The sequence below is a fragment of the Mesorhizobium sp. USDA 4775 genome, from assembly GCF_054062655.1.
Genome location: NZ_JBSSFM010000001.1, coordinates 1,798,291 through 1,816,517, shown reverse-complemented (window position 1 = coordinate 1,816,517; position 18,227 = coordinate 1,798,291). Strand labels below are relative to the sequence as shown.

Annotated in this window: 13 protein-coding genes; 3 read left to right on the top strand and 10 right to left on the bottom strand. The window is 64.0% G+C overall.

Going from position 1 to position 18,227, the window contains the following annotated elements; translation table 11 throughout:
• Nucleotides 1-58 precede the first annotated feature (58 nt).
• Nucleotides 59-790, bottom strand: a complete 732-nt coding sequence (locus ACVILI_RS08905) for a helix-turn-helix transcriptional regulator (RefSeq protein WP_019863131.1) — start codon at nucleotides 788-790, stop codon at nucleotides 59-61.
• A gap of 299 nt (nucleotides 791-1,089) precedes the next feature.
• On the opposite strand from ACVILI_RS08905, the gene ACVILI_RS08900 reads away from it, so the two are divergent.
• Nucleotides 1,090-1,902: a transporter substrate-binding domain-containing protein gene (locus ACVILI_RS08900; RefSeq protein WP_276315163.1), complete on the top strand. Its 813-nt coding sequence runs from the start codon at nucleotides 1,090-1,092 to the stop codon at nucleotides 1,900-1,902.
• Between the two features lie 31 nt (nucleotides 1,903-1,933).
• On the opposite strand, the gene ACVILI_RS08895 is transcribed toward ACVILI_RS08900, so the two are convergent.
• The gene (locus ACVILI_RS08895; RefSeq protein WP_038644445.1) at nucleotides 1,934-2,347 is read right to left on the bottom strand and encodes a tellurite resistance TerB family protein; all 414 of its coding nucleotides are present in this window, start codon (nucleotides 2,345-2,347) and stop codon (nucleotides 1,934-1,936) included.
• Nucleotides 2,348-2,504: 157 nt separating this feature from the next.
• On the opposite strand from ACVILI_RS08895, the gene ACVILI_RS08890 reads away from it, so the two are divergent.
• Nucleotides 2,505-4,151, top strand: coding sequence for a lysine--tRNA ligase (locus tag ACVILI_RS08890; protein ID WP_038652069.1), 1,647 nt, complete (start codon nucleotides 2,505-2,507; stop codon nucleotides 4,149-4,151).
• On the opposite strand, the gene ACVILI_RS08885 is transcribed toward ACVILI_RS08890, so the two are convergent.
• The 8 genes from ACVILI_RS08885 to ACVILI_RS08850 all read right to left on the bottom strand — a co-directional run bounded on the left by ACVILI_RS08885 (nucleotide 4,117) and on the right by ACVILI_RS08850 (nucleotide 13,612).
• Nucleotides 4,117-4,977 carry a thermonuclease family protein gene (locus tag ACVILI_RS08885; RefSeq protein WP_420871166.1) on the bottom strand — a complete coding sequence of 287 codons (861 nt, stop codon included), beginning with the start codon at nucleotides 4,975-4,977 and terminating at the stop codon, nucleotides 4,117-4,119. The two genes, ACVILI_RS08890 and ACVILI_RS08885, sit on opposite strands and share 35 nt — an antisense overlap.
• Nucleotides 4,978-4,986: 9 nt before the next feature.
• A complete protein-coding gene (locus ACVILI_RS08880; RefSeq protein ID WP_019863126.1) occupies nucleotides 4,987-5,625 on the bottom strand; it encodes a S24 family peptidase in 639 nt (212 codons plus the stop codon).
• A 137-nt stretch (nucleotides 5,626-5,762) separates the two neighbouring features.
• Nucleotides 5,763-6,308, bottom strand: a complete 546-nt coding sequence (locus ACVILI_RS08875; protein ID WP_038644439.1) for a thioesterase family protein — start codon at nucleotides 6,306-6,308, stop codon at nucleotides 5,763-5,765.
• A 9-nt stretch (nucleotides 6,309-6,317) separates the two neighbouring features.
• Nucleotides 6,318-8,537, bottom strand: a complete 2,220-nt coding sequence (locus ACVILI_RS08870; protein WP_038644437.1) for a 3-hydroxyacyl-CoA dehydrogenase NAD-binding domain-containing protein — start codon at nucleotides 8,535-8,537, stop codon at nucleotides 6,318-6,320.
• Nucleotides 8,538-8,550: 13 nt separating this feature from the next.
• A complete protein-coding gene (locus ACVILI_RS08865) occupies nucleotides 8,551-9,759 on the bottom strand; it encodes an acetyl-CoA C-acetyltransferase (protein ID WP_010913377.1) in 1,209 nt (402 codons plus the stop codon).
• Between the two features lie 33 nt (nucleotides 9,760-9,792).
• Nucleotides 9,793-10,962: an acyl-CoA dehydrogenase family protein gene (locus ACVILI_RS08860; protein WP_027047733.1), complete on the bottom strand. Its 1,170-nt coding sequence runs from the start codon at nucleotides 10,960-10,962 to the stop codon at nucleotides 9,793-9,795.
• Nucleotides 10,963-11,065: 103 nt separating this feature from the next.
• Nucleotides 11,066-12,856, bottom strand: a complete 1,791-nt coding sequence (locus ACVILI_RS08855) for an acyl-CoA dehydrogenase (protein WP_038644433.1) — start codon at nucleotides 12,854-12,856, stop codon at nucleotides 11,066-11,068.
• 294 nt (nucleotides 12,857-13,150) lie between these two features.
• Nucleotides 13,151-13,612: a MerR family transcriptional regulator gene (locus tag ACVILI_RS08850; protein WP_081296132.1), complete on the bottom strand. Its 462-nt coding sequence runs from the start codon at nucleotides 13,610-13,612 to the stop codon at nucleotides 13,151-13,153.
• 453 nt (nucleotides 13,613-14,065) lie between these two features.
• Here ACVILI_RS08850 and ACVILI_RS08845 point away from each other — a divergent pair, with 453 nt between their 5' ends.
• Complete coding sequence (locus ACVILI_RS08845; protein ID WP_240564599.1) at nucleotides 14,066-18,133, top strand: peptidoglycan-binding protein; 4,068 nt, start codon at nucleotides 14,066-14,068, stop codon at nucleotides 18,131-18,133.
• The last annotated feature ends 94 nt before the right edge of the window (nucleotides 18,134-18,227 follow it).

Genomic DNA, 18,227 nt, shown 5'->3' with positions numbered 1-18,227 from the left:
TTCAACGAGAAAATTGCGTGATCACGTAGGCAAGAAATTCCAGGTCGGCACGGCCGACCTAGCTAATGTAGCCGCGCCTTATCGCTTCGGCGACCGCCTGGACCCGGTTGACGGCACCGAGTTTGCTTTTGGCGTTAAGAAGATGTTTCTCCGACGTGTGTTCGGAGATGCCGAGGATTTGCGAAATCTCCCATTCCGACTTGCCGACGGCGGCCCATTGCAGGCATTCGCGCTCGCGCGGGGTCAGTTCGATATGGTCGATGGTACTGGTCGCCATGGTGTGGATTTGCATGGCGCGGCCGACGGCATACGTCGAGACCAGCGACACAAGGCCGAACTCGGCACCCGACAGCTGCACGGCCTCGCCACCCAGCGACACCATGACGATCTGGCCATCGAGTGTGATCAGCGGGAAGGCCAGCCCGTCGCGCAACTTGAAGGCGCCGGCATCGCCCATCACCTCATCGCTGCTCTTGTCGAAGCTAATGCCCTGGGCGGCTTCGCGCCACTGGAACGGCGCCTGCAGCTGCTTCATGTGGCTGACCACGGGATCGTGGTCGACATAGTTGCGCGCCACGTAGCGCTCCAGCCATTCGACGGGCCAGTCGCAAAGCAGCACATGTTGCTTCTGCTGCCCGCTCGGCGTGCCTGGCTGCGGAACGGTTCCCGCCATCAGCGCGGTCAGACCGAAATCCGATGTAATGCCTAGCAATTTCTCGCAAACCGCCGCCGCCGTTCCGGCGTGTTGCAGTTGGTCTATGTATTCCAGCGTACGATCAAATTGACCCATCGCAACATCAACCCCATGTTGCCTCATGCATTGAGATCAATGGTCCATGCGTTGTCTGCATTTCGCCACCGACCACGGATTGCAACACGCACATTCTCGGTTGTGGTTCTCGACCCTAATTCCCCAACCAGGGCAGCCACCGCTGTTTGCAAACGTGCTAAAGCATAGCCTGAAATTGGCGCGTTGAAATCAAAAACCATTGTGCCTGTACCATTTTCGTACCAAAACCGGTGCGAACACGAGTGCGGCGGAGTTCTATCGTGGCGTTCCAATGGAGGTTCCTGGTCCTGGCGTCGCTGCTGATCGCCGCCCTGCCACTGGCTCCTGGGGCGCGCGCGGCCGAACCGCAGGTACCAGTGTTGTGGGACGCCAAGGAACGGTTGCCGAAGCCCGACCTTTCGGCACTGCCACGGCTGCGATTCCTGACGACCACGGATTTTCCGCCCTTCAATTTCCTCGATGGCGCGGGAAAGCTGTCCGGTTTCCATATCGACCTAGCGCGCGCCATCTGCGCCGAACTCGGCATTGCCGACAAATGCCAGATCCAGGCATTGCCCTGGGGTGAGCTTGAAGGGGCGCTCGAGAAAGGCGAAGGCGAAGCGATCATCGCCGGCATCGCCGCGACGCCGCAATCGCGCCAGACATACGCCTTCTCGCGCTCCTATCTGCAGTTTCCGGCGCGCTTCATCACGCCGAAGAACAAGGCGTTTGCCGAACCGGTCTTCGACAAGCTGCGCAGCAAGCGCGTCGGCGTTCTCGCCGGCTCGGCGCATGAGCGCATGCTGCGCGACTATTTCAACACGGTCCAAATCGTCTCCTTCGACGGACCGGAAGCCCTCTACGGCGATCTCAAGGCGGGCAAGATCGATGCCGCCTTCGGTGACGGCATGCGTTTCGCATTCTGGCTGGGCGGCTCGGATGCAGGCGGGTGCTGCCGTTTTGCCGGCGGTCCCTATCTGGCGCCCGAATATCTGGGCACGGGCATGGCTATCGCCACAAGGGCGGACAATCCGGCGCTGGCCGCCGCGATCGATTACGCGCTGCAGGAGATCTCGATGAAAGGCACCTTCGCCGAATTCTACCTGCGCTATTTTCCGGTCAGTTTTTTCTGATCCGGTCCCGGTCAGCTTTTTCTAGTGATGCTCAGGTCAGCGTGCGCAGCCGCGCCTTGGCCGCGCGGCCGATGGCGGCGACGGTCAGCGTGTCGAGATCGAGCTTGCGGCGGATCAACTGCAGCACGCGCACTTCCTCCATGCGCATTTCGAGATCGACGGCGGCCACTTCGAAGGCGGCGGCATACGCGGTGTCGCGCAGGCGCTCTGGCAGGGCTTCGGCAATTTGGGCCAGGACACCCTCGAGGCCATCCTTTTCATGCAGCAGCTTCTGGCAAGCCTGGGCGACGGGAACCAGGCGATCCTGCTTGAAATCCTCGAACACCGGCCATGAGCGGACAACGTCGCCGATCCGGGCCAGTTCGACATCGGTCATGTCGCGGTCGGAGGCCGAGGTGATGACCATCAGGTAGATCAGGGCTTCATGCGGGGTCGGCGACGGCATTCTTTACTCCTTGAACGGGTTTCGAAGGTAGGAACGGGGGTCGAAGGTCGCAAGGAAAAAGCGCCCAACGCGTTGACGCTCCGGCCATGCGCGCCTAGAGGACCGGTTGAAAATCGACACTGCGACCATACCGGCGAACAATTTGGAAAACACGACCATGGCGGGATCAAACATAATCGATCTCAACCCCGAACTGCTGGCGGCAGCGGCCGAGAGCAAGGCATGGCCGTTCGAGGAAGCCAAGAAGATCATCGAGCGCTACAAAGGCAGCGACTTTCCCGAAACGATCCTGTTCGAGACCGGCTATGGCCCATCGGGCCTTCCGCATATCGGCACGTTCGGCGAGGTGGCGCGCACCTCGATGGTGCGCCATGCGTTCCGCGTGCTCACGCAAGACAGGGTCGCCACCAAGCTGCTGTGCTTCTCCGACGATATGGATGGGATGCGCAAGATACCCGACAACGTGCCGGATCGCGCGGCACTCGAGCCGCATCTGCACAAGCCGCTGTCTTCGGTCCCCAATCCGTTCGGCGGCGACTATGCGAGCTTCGCCGACCACAACAATGCGATGCTCTGCCGCTTCCTCGACACGTTCGGCTTCGACTACGAATTCGCCAGCGCGACGCAGTACTACAAGTCAGGCCGTTTCGACGCGATGCTGCTGCGCGCCGCCGAACGCTACGACAAGATCATGGCGGTGATGCTGCCGACGCTCGGGCCGGAGCGGCAGGCGACCTACAGCCCGTTCCTGCCGATTTCCCCAAAGAGCGGCCGCGTGCTTTACGTGCCGATGAAGCATGTCGACGCCAAGGCCGGCACCATCACCTTCGACGACGAAGGCACCGAGACCACGCTTTCGATCACCGGCGGCCGGGTGAAGCTGCAGTGGAAGCCGGATTTCGGCATGCGCTGGGCAGCGCTTGGCGTCGATTTCGAGATGTTCGGCAAGGACCACCAGACCAACGCGGTGGTCTATGACCGCATCTGCAACATTCTGGGCGGGCGCGCGCCGGAGCATTTCGTCTACGAGCTGTTTCTCGACGAAAACGGCCAGAAGATCTCGAAGTCGAAGGGCAACGGCCTGACGATCGACGAGTGGCTGACCTATGCGCCGACCGAAAGTCTCGGGCTCTACATGTACCAGCGGCCGCGGCAGGCCAAGAAGCTCTATTTCGACGTCATTCCGAGGGCGGTGGACGAGTATTACACCTTCCTGGGCGCCTACCCCAGGCAGGACTGGAAGGAGCGGCTGGGCAATCCTGTCTGGCACATGCATGACGGCAACCCGCCAGCAATCGACATGCCGGTGCCGTTCTCGCTGCTGCTCAACCTGGTCAGCGCCTCCAATGCGCAGAACAAGGACGTGCTGTGGGGCTTCATCTCGCGCCATACGCAGGGCGTGACGCCAAAGACGCATCCCGAGCTCGACCAATTGGTCGGCCACGCGATCCGCTATTTCGACGATTTCGTGCGGCCGACGAAGACCTTCCGTGCGGCCGACGAGGTTGAGCGCGAGGCGCTTGAGGCCCTGGACGGGGCACTTGGTGCATTGCCGGCGGATGCCGGCGGCGAAGCGATCCAGAACGCTTCGCTCAACGTGGCGCGCAAGATCGAGCGCTATCAGGATCATTCCAAGCAGAGCCCGGAGGGTGGCCCGGGCGTTTCGGGCGCCTTCTTCCAGATGATCTATCAGGTGCTTATCGGCCAGGAACGCGGCCCGCGCTTCGGCTCGTTCGCCGCGCTCTACGGCGTCGCCGAGACCCGCGCGCTCATTCAGCAGGCGCTGGCTGGTCAGCTGGCTTGAGGGCGCCGTCGACCTCTTCCAGGATCGAACCCGGCGCCTGAGGCGCCGGGGCTGGCGCGGGCGGCACCGCCGAGACGCCGGCCAGGTTCGGCGCCGATCCGAAAATGCCCTTCTTTGCGCTTTGCGCCTTTTCACCGGCCTCGACATAGGGTCCGCCCTTGGCGGCACGCGCCCAGCCATTGTCGACCAGCCATTGGCCGACGTCCTGCTTGCCGATCCGGCATTCCGCCGCGATGCGGTCGCGTCCGCCTTCGGGCGGCACCGTGCAGACCACGGCGCGGCCGCGCAGGAAGGAGCGGAACGCCGTGCGCGCACGGATACCGCACGGCCATGACTTGCCGTCGGTGGTGCAGGTCTCGTCCTGCCCGACGACATCGATGCCGGAGATCGCGACCGAATAGCCTTTCGCCTCGATCAGGCCGGCGGCGGTCGCGACCGGCTGGAACAGCTTCGTGCCATTCCAGTCATCGGGCATCTTCGGCTTGGGCGGCATGGCCAGCGCCAGCTTGCTCAGAGGCTCGCGCGGCTCGACCCGCTCGAGTTCCCCGGTGGGCAGTTCCGGCGGCGCGACGACATCCGGATCGATCGCCCGCGAATGCGCCGCCGGCTTTGGCGGCGGCGGAGCGGCGGGCGCGGGAATGGCTGAGGTGGCTGGTTCGTCAGACCCGGCATCGGTGCCGGCCTGAGAGATCGTGTCCACGCCGGGATCGATCTGATCCACCGCGCCGGTGCTTTGGCTTCCTTTCAGCGTGCGGCCGCCGGCGACAACCAGGGCCGCCATCACCGGGACCATCAGAACCGCCACAATGAGATGAGGAAACCGCACCAGCCCGACCTACTGGCTTGCCCAGACAATCCGCGCCACCCATTCGACCTCGCGCATGGGAATGTCGCGGTCGGGATGATCGGGATTGAGTGAGACCAGCGCGATCGACTTGACGGTCTGGCGCTCGAGTACCTTGGCCATCACCTCGCCCGATGTGGTCTTGACGACGACGCGATCGCCCTTGCGGGTGATAGCGCCCGGCTCGACGATGAGGACGTCGCCATTGCGATAGAGCGGCAGCATGGAATCGCCCTGCACCTGCAGCGCATAGGAGCTCTCGGTCGATTGCGCCGGCAGTTCGACCAGATCCCAGCCCTGCCCGGCCGGAAAGCCGGCATCGTCGAAGAAGCCGCCGGCGCCGGCCTGGGCAAAGCCGAGCAGCGGCACGGAACGCCTGTGGGCGGGCGCGGCGGCCATGCGGCCTTCGATCAGCCCGGTGAATTCGTCGAGCGAGGCACCCGTCGCCTCGATGATCTTGGCCAGTGATTCGGTCGAGGGCCAGCGCGGCCGGCCATCCGAGGACAGACGTTTCGACTTGTTGAAGGCGGTCGAATCGAGGCCCGCGCGCCTTGCCAGACCTGACGCCGAAAGCGAATAGCGCTCGGCAAGAGCATCGATGGCGGCCCAAACGCGGTCGTGCGAGAGCATGTCGTGCTCTCCTTCCAGACAGGAAAAAATGCCTCTCCTGTCTAACTCGCAACCGCCGGCATGTCCACCGCGCAGGCGACGGATCACGAACAAAACTGTGCCGCAACGACAGTGCCGCACACTCTCCGGACGCGGCTTCAGGCGGGTCCTTTGGCCTGGCGGCGCAGGGCTTGGTGAGATTCGATGAACAGCCGCTCCGCCTCGGTCGGCGGACGCGGGTTCACCGAGCGACCAAGCGCGGCGACGACCTCGTCGATATCGAGAAAGCGGCGCGCCTTGCGATCGTAGACGCCTGCGGTCGTCAGGATCAAGGCAGCCGTCTCGCCATTGTCGAAGACGAAACGGTGCTTGCCGATGACTTGGCTGCCTTCCCAGGTTTCGATGGAAGACACCACTTCGAAGCGGCGCCACAGCCTGATCTCGCGTGCGTAGACCGCCTGCAGCCCGCCCATCATAGGCGCCCAGCCATTCTTGCGCGCCAGCGTGATCAGGCCGGCACGGACGAACAGGTCGATCCGGCCGAGATCGGCCAGCATCATGTAGCGCGCATTGTTGAGGTGGACGTTGAAATCAATGTCGGTCGGCAGGCAGCGAAAGGCCAGGCGGCTTTCACCGCCCATCATATAGGGGCCACGGCTTCGCGCCGTGGCCAGCATGCGCGCCATGCGCGCCCAGACATACATGACCTGCCGTCAGGCGGCCTGTTTCACGTCGCCCTTGGCGTAGGGATCGAAGCGCTGGTAGAAGGTTTCGCCCTTTTCGGCCATGTCGAGTAGCAGCTTGGGCGCCTTGAACTCGGCGCCGTATTTCTTCTGCAATCCCTTGGCGATCTTGACGAATTCCTTGGCGCCGATGCTGTCGATATAGGACAGCGCGCCGCCTGTGTAGGGCGCGAAGCCGAAGGCCAGGATCGAGCCGACATCGGCCTCGCGCGGATCGGTGACGATGCCTTCCTCCATCACCCGCGCCGCTTCCAGCGCGATGGTGACCAACAGGCGCTGCTGCAGTTCCTCGTAATCGACCTTCTCGGGCGCAAGCTGCGGATAGAGGTCCTTCAGTCCCGGCCACAGCTTCTTCTTGGCGGGCTTGGCGGGATAGTCATAAAAACCCTTGCCGTTCTTGCGGCCGAAGCGGCCATGGTCGTCGACCATGGTGTTGATCAGCGCCATCTGCTTGGGATCGACGGCCTTGTCGCCGAGATCCCTGATGGTCTGCTTCATGATCTTCTGGGCGAGGTCGATCGCCGTCTCGTCGGTCAGCGCCAGGGGACCGACCGGCATGCCGGCGGCCTTCGCCGCATTCTCGATCATCGGCGCGGGCACGCCCTCGATCAGCATCTTGTAGGCTTCCGACATGTAGCGCAGCACGCAGCGGTTGACGTAGAAGCCGCGCGTGTCGTTGACGACGATCGGCGTCTTCTTGATGGCGCGGACGAAATCGATCGCGGTCGCCAGCGCCTTGTCGCCGGTCTTCTTGCCCAAAATGATCTCGACCAGCATCATCTTGTCGACCGGCGAGAAGAAGTGGATGCCGACGAAATTCTTCGGCCGGGCCGAATTCTTCGCCAGCGACGTGATCGGAATGGTCGAGGTGTTCGATGCGAAGATCGCGGACGACTTCAGCGCGGCTTCCGCCTGTTCGGTGGCTGCCTTCTTGACGGCCGAATCCTCGAACACCGCCTCGACCACCAAGTCGCAGCCGGCAAGATCGGCATAGTCGGCTGTCGGCGTGATCAGCGACAGGAGCTTGTCCTTCTCCTCCGGCTTGGCGCGGCCCTTCTTGACCTGATCCGAGACCAGGTTGTCCGAATGCGCCTTGCCCTTTTCGGCCGACTCCATGTCGCGGTCGAGCAGCACCACCGGGATGCCGGCCTTGGCCGTGACATAGGCGATACCGGCGCCCATGAAGCCGGCGCCGAGAATGCCGATCTTCTTGAATTTGGTTTCCGGCACGCCGGCCGGGCGGCGGGCGCCCTTGTTCAGTTCCTGCAGCGAGACGAACAGCGAGCGGATCATCGCCGCCGCTTCCCTGGTCTGCATGATCTCGGTGAAATAGCGCTGTTCGATCCTGAGCGCGGTGTCGAACGGCACCAGCAGGCCCTCATAGACGCATTTCAGGATGGCGGCGGCGGCCGGATAATTGCCATAGGTCTCGCGACGCAGGATGGCGATAGCCGGCGGCCAGAGATTGAAGCCGGCCGGCGAATAGATCTGACCGCCAGGCAGCTTGAAACCCTTCTCGTCCCAAGGCTGGACGGCTTTCAGTCCGTTCCTGATCATGGCCTTTGCCGTCTCGACCAGCTTGGCCGGCTCGGCGATCTCATGGATCAGGCCCATGGCCTTCGCCTTCTGCGGCGACAGATTCTGGCCGGAGGTCAGCATCTGCAGCGCCTGCTGCTGATCGGTCAGCCGCGGCACGCGCTGGGTGCCGCCGGCGCCGGGGAAGATGCCGACCTTGACTTCCGGCAAGGCCATCTTGACCTTGTCTGAATCAGCGGCGACGCGACCGTGGCAGGCCAGCGACAATTCGAAGGCGCCACCCATGCAGGTGCCGTTGATCGCCGATACCCAGGGTTTGCCTGATGTTTCGAGCTTGCGCCACAGGCCGCCCATACGGCCGGCATTGTCGAACAGCAGCTTTGCCGCCTTCTGCGGGTCCTTGGTCTTTTCCCTGGCGAACACGGCAAGCATCTTCTGCAGCATGGTGAGATCAGCGCCGCCGGAGAAGCTGTCCTTGCCCGAGGTGATCACCGCACCCTTGATGCCGGCGTCGGCCACCACCTGGTCGATGATCTTGTCGAGTTCGCCCATCACCTCCTCGGTGAACACGTTCATCGAGCGATCCGGCATGTTCCAGGTGACGAGCGCAATGCCGTCGGCGTCGGTGTCGAGGGTGAAATTGATGTAGCTCATTGTTCTCTCCCCGTCAGACGCGTTCGATGATCGTAGCGGTGCCCATGCCGGCGCCGATGCACAGCGTGACCAGCGCGGTGTTCAGATCGCGGCGCTCGAGTTCGTCCAGCACCGTGCCGAAGATCATCGCGCCGGTGGCGCCGAGCGGATGGCCCATGGCGATGGCGCCGCCATTGACGTTGATCTTGTCGTGCGGGATGTCGAAGGCCTGCATGTAGCGCAGCACGACCGAGGCGAAGGCCTCGTTGAGCTCGAACAGGTCGATGTCCGACAGCTTCATCTTGGCGCGCTTCAGGAGCTTCTCGGTAACGTCGACCGGGCCGGTGAGCATCAGCACCGGCTCGGAGCCGATATTGGCGAAGGTGCGGATGCGGGCGCGGGGCTTGAGGCCCATGGCCTTGCCGGCCTTCTTCGAGCCGAGCAGCACGGCCGCCGCGCCATCGACGATGCCGGACGAATTGCCGGCGTGATGGACGTGGTTGACCTCTTCAACCTCGGGGTGCTTCTGCACCGCGACCGCGTCGAAGCCGCCCATTTCGCCGGGCATGACGAAGGATGGGTTGAGCGATGCCAGCGACTGCATGTCGGTCGAAGGCCGCATGTGCTCGTCATGGTCGAGTATGGTCAGGCCGTTCTGATCCTTGATCGGAATGACCGAATTCTTGAAGCGGCCGTCGGCCCAGGATTTGGCGGCGCGCTTCTGGCTCTCGACCGCATAGGCGTCGACGTCGTCGCGTGAGAAACCGTATTTGGTGGCGATCAGGTCGGCCGAAATGCCTTGCGGCACGAACCAGCCAGGCAGGCCGACCGAAGGGTCCATGAACCAGGCACCGCCGGAGGCACCCATGCCGACGCGCGACATTGATTCGACGCCACCGGCGATGACGATCTCGTCGGCGCCCTGCGCGATCTTGGCGGCGCCGAAATTGATGGCGTCGAGACCCGAGGCGCAGAAGCGCGAGATCTGCATGCCGGGCGCCTTGGTGTCGTAGCCGGCCTCGAAGGCGGCGGCGCGTGGAATGACCGAACCCGCCTCGCCGACCGGATCGACGCAGCCGAAGATGATGTCGTCGACTGTGCCGGTGTCCAGCCCGTTGCGGTCGCGCAGTGCTTCCAGCGTCTTTGCGGCAAGCCGCACCGCCGGCACTTCATGCAGCGATCCATCCTTCTTGCCCTTGCCGCGCGGCGTGCGCACGGCGTCATAGACGTAAGCCTCAGCCATTTTCGTGCTCCTTGGGTTTGCCGGTCGCCGCTCTCAGAGCGAGCGTCCGATCAGCAATTTCATGATCTCGTTGGTGCCGCCGTAGATGCGCTGGACGCGAGCGTCGCGGAACATGCGGGCGATCGGGTATTCATTCATGTAGCCATAGCCGCCATGCAGTTGAAGGCATTCGTCGACGACTTTTCCCTGCAGGTCGCTGAGCCAGTACTTGGCCATCGAGGCCGTTACCGGGTCGAGGCCGCCATTGATGTGGCGCGTGACGCAGTCATTGTAGAAGACGCGGCCGATGGTCGCCTCGGTCTTGAGCTCGGCCAATTTGAACTGGGTGTTCTGGAAGTCGATGATCGCCTTGCCGAAGGCCTTGCGTTCCTTGACGTAGTCGATGGTCAGCGCCAGCGCGCGCTCGATCATGGCGATGGCGCCGGTGCCGATCTGCAGCCGCTCCTGCGGCAATTGCTGCATCAGCTGGATGAAGCCCTGCCCTTCCTCGTGGCCGAGCAAATTGGAGGTCGGGACGCGCACGTCGTTGAAGAACAGTTCCGACGTGTCGTTGGCCTTCAGGCCGATCTTGTCGAGGTTGCGGCCGCGCTCAAAACCTTCGACCTCGTCGGTCTCGACGATAATCAGCGAGGTGCCCTTGGCGCCCTTTTCCGGATCGGTCTTGGTGACGACGATGATGAAGTTGGCCAGCTGGCCGTTGGTGATGAAGGTCTTGGACCCATTGATCCTGTACTGGTTGCCGTCCTTCTCGGCCCGCGTCTTGACGCCTTGCAGGTCGGAACCGGCGCCCGGTTCGGTCATGGCGATGGCGCCGATGAGCTCGCCGGTGGCGAGCTTCGGCAGCCACTTCTTCTTCTGCTCTTGCGAACCGTAGTGAAGGATGTAAGGCGCGACGATCGAATTGTGCAGGCCGATGCCAAAACCGTCGACACCGACATGGCCGATGGCCTCGATGATGGCGCTCTCATGCGCGAAGGTGCCGCCGGAGCCGCCATATTCCTCCGGCATCGAGGCGCAGAGCAGCCCGGCGGCGCCGGCCTTCAGCCAGCTTTCGCGGTCGACCATCTCGTTCTTCTCGAACTCGTCGTAGCGCGGCGCGATCTCCTCCGACATGAAGCGGGTTGCCATGTCGTAGAGCATGCCGACCTCGTCCGCCGCCCAGGCGGGCTTGGGAAGGCCAAGTATTTCGGCGGGGCTGGTCATTTGGATATGGTACTCCTCCCAGAGCGCATCGTCAGCGTTAAGGCCGGCGCACGTCACGCTGGCCTCAACCGACCCTCCCCCCGAGGGAGGAGGGCAACTATCTTTAGAACGCTTCCGCGGGCAGGGCCATCAGCGTGTCCGCACCACTCGAAATACGGGCGAGATGGGCCGACGTCTCCGGCATGATCCGCTCCATGAAGAAGCGCGCCGTCACCACCTTGTTGTCGTAGAAGGACTGGGTGCCGTTGGCGCCGGTCTTGCCCTGAGCCGCCTTGGCCATCTGCGCCCACATGTAGCCCAGTGCGACAAGGCCGAAGAGATGCATGTAGTCGGTCGAGGCCGCGCCGGCATTGTCGGGCTTGGCCATGCCGTTCTGCACCAGCCACATAGTCGCCGCCTGCAGATCATTGAGGCCCTTCTTCAACCCCTTGGTGAAGGGCGCCATCTTCTCGTCGGCGCGGTTTTCCTCGCAGAATTCGCCGACCTCCTTGAAGAAGGCCTGGATGGCGCGGCCGCCATTCAGGCCGAGCTTGCGGCCGACGAGGTCGAGCGCCTGGATGCCGTTGGCGCCCTCATAGATCATGGCGATGCGGGCATCGCGCACGAACTGGCTCATGCCGTGCTCTTCGATATAGCCGTGACCGCCGAATACCTGCTGGGCCATGACGGCGTGGTCAAAACCCTTGTCGGTGAGCACGCCCTTGACCACCGGCGTCATCAGGCCGGTGTAGTCGTCGGCCGCTTGGCGGTCCTTGTCGTCTGCGGAGCGATGCGCGATGTCGGACTTGATCGCCGTCCACAGCGCCAGCGCGCGACCGGCCTCGTTGAAGGCCTTCATGGTCATCAAAGAGCGACGGATGTCGGGATGGACGATGATCGGGTCGGCCTTCTTGTCCGGCGCCTTGGCGCCCGACAGCGAACGGCCCTGCAAGCGGTCCTTGGCGTAGGCGACGGCGTTCTGGTAGGCGATCTCCGACAGCGAAAGCCCTTGCAGGCCGACGCCGAGGCGGGCCTCGTTCATCATCGTGAACATCGCCTTGAGGCCGCCATTCTCCTCACCGAGCAGCGTGCCTTCGGCCTCGTCATAGTTCATGACGCAGGTCGAATTGCCGTGGATGCCCATCTTCTCCTCGATCGAGCCACAGGAGAGCGTGTTGCGTTCGCCCGGATTGCCCGAAGCATCGAGCTTGAGCTTCGGCACGATGAACAGCGAAATGCCCTTGACGCCTTCCGGCGCGCCCTCGATGCGGGCCAGCACGAGATGGACGATGTTGTCCGACATGTCGTGTTCGCCGGCCGAGATGAAAATCTTCTGGCCCGAGATCTTGTAGGTGCCGTCGCCGTTCGGCACCGCCTTGGTGCGCAGCAGGCCGAGATCGGTGCCGCAATGCGGTTCGGTCAGGTTCATGGTGCCGGTCCAGGAGCCCTCGACCATCTTCGGCAGCCATTTGGCCTTCTGCTCGTCGGTGCCGTGGGTGATGATCGCCGCGATGGCGCCCTGGGTCAGGCCCGGATACATCATCAGCGACATGTTGGCCGAGACCATATATTCAGCGACGGCGGTGTGCACGGCATAGGGCAGGCCCTGGCCGCCGAACTCGACCGGCGCCGCCAGCCCCATCCAGCCGCCTTCGCGATACTGGTCGAAGGCCTCCTTGAAGCCTTTGGGCGTGGTCACCGAGCCGTCGTCGTGACGCACACAGCCTTCCATGTCGCCGACACGGTTGAGCGGATGCATGATGTTTTCGGCGAGCTTGGCGCCTTCAGCCAGAATCGCTTCCAGCACGTCCGGCGTCGCGTCGGCAAATCCGGGAAGGTTCGAATAGCGCTGATAGCCCAGCACATCATTGAGTACGAACAGCGTATCCTGGACCGGAGCCCTGTATGTCGGCATGCTTTTTCTCCACCCTGCGGACCTGGTCCGAAAGCCCCCGAATTCATGTCAGGGCAGCATGCGGACCCGTGTTGAAGCCGGGATAGCAAAAATTGACGTTTGCGTAAACGTCAATTTTTTCGATGCGACAAGATTTCCCGCCCAGCCCAGCTTGGTTAAGCTGGCGGCGCGACGCCATGCAGGCCAGCGCCGAGGGAACCAGTTGGGCGGACGCAGGCAACGAAAAAGCCGCGCGGCAGAGCCACGCGGCTTTGATGGTCGAGACTCCGACGGGGTCGGAACCGGTAGATTGCTTTAGCTCGCGACGCTCGCCTGCGGCGCCGTGCGCTCGGCCAACATTTGGCGCACCGCCGACATCGAGCCGGAGAGCTCGTTGATGGCGTCGTCGATCAGCGCCCGCTGCTTCTGCAGGCGGGCGAGCTGCTTCTCCGACTTGTCCAGCGCCAGCCGCAGCTGCTTGGTGTTGGAACCGGTCGGATCATAGAGATCCATCATCTGCTTGACGTCGCGCAGCGAGAACCCGACCTTGCGGCCGAGCAGGATCAGCTTCAGCCGGGCCTTGTCGCGGCGCGTGTAGAGACGGGTGGAGCCGTCGCGCTGCGGGTTGAGCAGGCCCTTGTCTTCGTAGAAACGCAGCGTGCGCAGCGTCACGCCGTATTTCTTGGCCATTTCGCCGATGCGGGCGAGGTCCTCGCCGGCTTCGACAGATACATTATTGGTATTGGCCGCGGTCTCGCCGGCCGAGATAAGCTTCATGGTCACTGGCTTTCCCCGTCTGGTGGCGTCGCGGTCCTGGACCATGCGTCGCCTGACTGGAAGCGGGGGCGTGCTTCCGGCCGTGGTTTCGACAAACAAAATCGCAAACAGCACACTCAAATGCGCCTTTTACGTTTACGTCAATTCTATACCGATAGCCGCCTCATGACGCAAGGGGCGTTCTGTGAAGGTGCTTTATGCCGCACCGTGGAAGCGAGAGCGAACTTCCTTCCAACTTCTTAAGCTTGGTTAACGCGTTGTTTACCACGTTGGGGGAAATGTGGGCGCGTCGGCTACCCGTGTTTATCCTGTATCGAATTTTTCACGGTTTTTCGGAGCGCGGGTGAAACCCCGGGAAGCTTGTCTTCCACCGTGGAAGCGCGGTCGCCTTCGTTCCGGCAGGGACTTGGGGAGCTGGTCGAAAGCCGGCCAATCTGAAAGACGGACGCACCGATGAACAGCAAGCGGTCCTATCTCGATACACTCAACGCCGGCAGGCAGCGCAAGCCGCAGACCACGCTCGAGCAACTGAACCGCTCGCTGGAGACGCTGGAACAGCGGCTGGGTCAGACCCGCGAGGAGGTGACGGCCCGGCCCGCTCCGCACCAATACGGCGCCGACCCGCGCTATCCAGCCACCGAGCCGCGCTATCCCGCGGTCGACCCGCGTTATCCCGCCGCCCAGCCAACCGCTCAGCAGCGCTGGTATGAGGATCCGCGGCCAGCGGCGCGCCCGCAGACCCCGGCACCGGCCCCCAGCTTCGACCAGAACTACCAGGCCATCGCCCGTGACATCGACCGCGTGCGCGGCCAGGAAGACAGCGTCGCCATGGTCGGCAAGATCGCCGGTGAGTTGCGCGGCATGCGAGAGGAACTGCGCCACCAGATGACGGCGGGTCTGCAACGCGAATTCGATGCGCTGCGCAAGGATATCGACCGCGCCTTCCAGGCCAGCGCCAGGCCCGGCATTGCTGGCAAGGGCAGCGCCGAACTCGGCGTCGAATTCGAACGGCTTTCCGGCGCCATCAAGTCGCTGTCGGAGAAGAGCGACGACAGAAGCGTCAACATGCTGCGCCTGGAACTCGAGCAGGTGAAGGCTGCGCTCGACACGCTGGCGCGCGAGGAGAGCGTGCAGAAGGTCGACCGCCGCTGGGACGATTTCGACCGCCGCTGGACGGCTTTCGAGGACCGTGTCGACGCCGATCAGCGCAAACGTTCCGACGATCCCGCCCTTGCGGCGCTGACCGACCGGCTGGAGCAGATCAGCAACGCCGTCAACAATCTGCCGGAATCGCTGTCACTGCGCTCGCTCGAGGAAAAGGTGCGCACGCTGGCCGGCGCCGTCGAACACTTCGCGGGCCAGCAGGACAATCGCGGCAGCGACACGCTTGCCATGATCGACGAGCGGCTGGACGAGATTTCCCGCGCCATCGTTGCCTCGACCGTCGCGGCACAGGCCAATTCGGTCGATCACGAAGCCTTCGATCGTATCGAGAAGCGCATCGACTCGCTCGCCCGGCAGATCGAGGAAGTGGCGCAGGATCGCCCCGGCAACGCGGTCATGGATCGCCTGAGCACGCTGTCGAGCCGCGTCGACGAACTCGCCGGCCGCGCCAATTTGCCCGAGCAGGCGATGGAGCGGCTGGCCAAGCAGATCACCCTCATTGCCGACAAGATCGACCAGGCGCCGGCCATGCCCGACGCCGACTACATCTTCCACGGGCTCGAGCAGCGCTTCGATGTTCTGTCCGGCATGATGGAACGCCGCCAGGGCGATGCCATCGAACAGGGCAACATGCTGTTTCGCGATCTCGAGCGCCGTCTCGATGAGGTCGCCGACCGGCTCGACCAGCGCATCGCGCCGCAGATCGATAGCGCCAGCATCATGGAGGCCATCGACGCCCGCTTCACCGCACTCGCCACGCGCATGGAGACACGTGCCGCCGATCCCGCCGGCGAAGCGGCGATCCGTGGATTGGAAAGCCGGCTTGAGGACATTTCCAGCCGGCTCGACGCCTCGGCGGCCCAGGTCGCCGGCATCGATCCGGCGCTGATCCGCAGCCTGGAGGCGCAAGTCGCCGGCCTGTCCGCGCATCTGTCCAGGCCCAGCACGCCGCTGCCGGAATTCGAGGACATCAGCCCGCGCCTCGACGAAATCGAAAAGGCGCTGGCCGGGACCCGCGATTCCATCCTCGGCGCGGCACGCGAAGCGGCCGAGAACGCGGTGCGTTCGCTGGCCGGGTCGGACGCCAATGCGTCGGCGGTTTCCGGACTCGCCCAGGATCTGAAGACGCTGGAAACGCTGACGCGGCGCTCCGACGAGCGCAATTCGCGAACGTTCGAGGCCATCCACGACACGCTGCTCAAGATCGTCGACCGGCTGGGTTCGCTGGAAACCGACGAGCCGTCCGAAGCGGTGAGCGAGCTTCTGGCCACGCGCCAGGACGAGGCGGCCGGCAAACGCCGCACACGGACCACCAAGATGGCTGTCGAAGCGCCGTCGATGGATATCGACGAGCCGATGCCGCTGACCGGCGACATGGCCGATCTCGATGGCCGCGCCGCCGCCATAATGCGCAACGAGGGTGCGCGTGGCGACATGGGTGCGCGTGGCGACCTGGGCACGCGCACGCCGGCGGAAGCAGCAGCCGCCGCCGCCATGGCCGCACTCGGTTCCGATACCATCGCCGAAAAGGACCAGCCGGCAGGCCGCAAATCTATGTTCGGCGGGCTGGCCCGCGCCTTCAAGGGTAAGAAGGCGGCGGCGGACGTCCCGCCGCTGGCCGGTTCGCCGCCGAGCAGCGATATTCCGACTGTCGATCTTGACGAGCCGCTCGACCCGAAAGTGGCCAACCGCCCGCTGGAACCAGGCTCCGGCGCGCCCGACCTCAATGCCATCATGAAGCGGGTTCGCGACGAGCGTGGCCAGCCGGCAAAGCTTGGCGAAAGCGACGCCGCGAAATCGGATTTCATCGCGGCCGCGCGGCGCGCGGCGCAGGCCGCCGCCGCGGAGGCCGACGCCCTGAAGCGACAGTCGACGGTGAAAGGCCCGGTGAAAGCGCTCAGGATCGGCGACCTGCTCAAGGCCCGACGCAAGCCGATCCTGATGGCGGCGGCGGCGATCATGCTGGCGCTTGCCGGCCTGCAGCTCGGCAAGGCGTTCCTCTCGGATCCGGTTCAGGTGGCAAACAACGACGCCGCACCGATCGTTGCCGCGCAGCCAGCGCAGACGGCATCCGTCGACACGGCGAGCCAGCCGAAGGCGCAAGCCCAGCCGGCGGCGACGGACAACGCGCCGGCCCGTGCCGTCAGGCAGGCCGAACAATCCGCGCCCATGACCAAGGACGACATGGTGGCGCAGACCGCCATGGCGATGCCGTCGGACACGGACGCAATGGCGAATACGGCGCCGGTCGCAGAGCCCGCCGCGCCTGCTGCTTCCACCGCCTCTTCCGGCCCCACGGCTTCGGCCGCCCCAGCACCAGTTGCGCCTATTGCCACGACCCCGATGGATACGACGGCTTCAGAGCCGGCAGCTGCTACCGGCGGTGCGCAAGCGACGGATACCGATACCCAGCCGGTCGCAGCCCCAACGGCGGCCAACGACGCCATCGCCAAGGACACGACCGGCGCCGTCGCGCCGGCAGGTGCAGCAGTCGCGAACAAGTACGACATTCCGGCCGATGCCGGCCCGGCCGCGCTACGCGATGCCGCCGCGGGTGGCGACGCCAAGGCGCTGTTCGAGATCGGCTCGCGCTACGCGGAATCGCGCGGCGTCAAGGAAGACATGGCCGCGGCCGCCAAATGGTACGAGAAATCGGCGGAACTCGGTTTCGCGCCGGCCGAATACCGCATCGGCAATTTCTATGAGAAGGGCATCGGCGTCGCCCGCGACATCAAGAAGTCGAAGACCTGGTACCAGATGGCCGCCGAGCAGGGCAATGCCAGCGCCATGCACAATCTGGCCGTGCTGTTCGCCATGGCCGCCGATGGCGTGACCGACAATGAATCGGCCGCGCACTGGTTTCAGGAGGCCGCCGATCTCGGGGTCAAGGACAGCCAGTTCAATCTCGGCATCCTCGCCGCCAAGGGCGTCGGCATGAAGCAGAACCTCGAGGAATCCTACAAATGGTTCGCGCTCGTCGCCAAGACCGGCGACAAGGACGCTGCCGCCAAGCGCGACGAGATCGCCAATGCGCTGCGGCCCGAGCAGCTCGAGCGGGCGCGCGCCGCGACCGAATTGTGGAAGGCCAAGCCGCTCAATGCGGCGACCAATTCTGCCGACATTCCCGAATCCTGGCAGGAAGGCACGCCGCAGACGACCGCCGGCATTGACATGAAGAAGGCGGTCAAGAACATCCAGCTTATCCTCAACAAGAACGGCTATGAGGCCGGCGGCGCCGACGGCGTCATGGGCGAGAAGACCAAGAACGCGATCATCGCCTTCCAGACCGACAACAAGCTGCCGGCGACCGGCGCCGTCGATGAAAAACTGGTCCGGGCGCTGCTGGCGCGCAAATAACAGCGAAGCGTCGTTTCCACGACGCTCTTGCCACACATTTGCCTGTTAACTGATTGAGATATTTTTTGTTTCGGCGCGGCGACGGGGTTTGACC

What these genes read in the sequence shown, in the direction of transcription:
- ACVILI_RS08905 (WP_019863131.1), bottom strand. Translation starts at nt 790, where the DNA reads ATGGGTCAATTTGATCGTACGCTGGAATACATAGACCAACTGCAACAC.
- ACVILI_RS08890 (WP_038652069.1), top strand. Translation starts at nt 2,505, where the DNA reads ATGGCGGGATCAAACATAATCGATCTCAACCCCGAACTGCTGGCGGCA.
- ACVILI_RS08895 (WP_038644445.1), bottom strand. Translation starts at nt 2,347, where the DNA reads ATGCCGTCGCCGACCCCGCATGAAGCCCTGATCTACCTGATGGTCATC.
- ACVILI_RS08845 (WP_240564599.1), top strand. Translation starts at nt 14,066, where the DNA reads ATGAACAGCAAGCGGTCCTATCTCGATACACTCAACGCCGGCAGGCAG.
- ACVILI_RS08855 (WP_038644433.1), bottom strand. Translation starts at nt 12,856, where the DNA reads ATGCCGACATACAGGGCTCCGGTCCAGGATACGCTGTTCGTACTCAAT.
- ACVILI_RS08875 (WP_038644439.1), bottom strand. Translation starts at nt 6,308, where the DNA reads ATGTATGTCTGGGCGCGCATGGCGCGCATGCTGGCCACGGCGCGAAGC.
- ACVILI_RS08850 (WP_081296132.1), bottom strand. Translation starts at nt 13,612, where the DNA reads ATGAAGCTTATCTCGGCCGGCGAGACCGCGGCCAATACCAATAATGTA.
- ACVILI_RS08865 (WP_010913377.1), bottom strand. Translation starts at nt 9,759, where the DNA reads ATGGCTGAGGCTTACGTCTATGACGCCGTGCGCACGCCGCGCGGCAAG.
- ACVILI_RS08860 (WP_027047733.1), bottom strand. Translation starts at nt 10,962, where the DNA reads ATGACCAGCCCCGCCGAAATACTTGGCCTTCCCAAGCCCGCCTGGGCG.
- ACVILI_RS08880 (WP_019863126.1), bottom strand. Translation starts at nt 5,625, where the DNA reads ATGCTCTCGCACGACCGCGTTTGGGCCGCCATCGATGCTCTTGCCGAG.
- ACVILI_RS08870 (WP_038644437.1), bottom strand. Translation starts at nt 8,537, where the DNA reads ATGAGCTACATCAATTTCACCCTCGACACCGACGCCGACGGCATTGCG.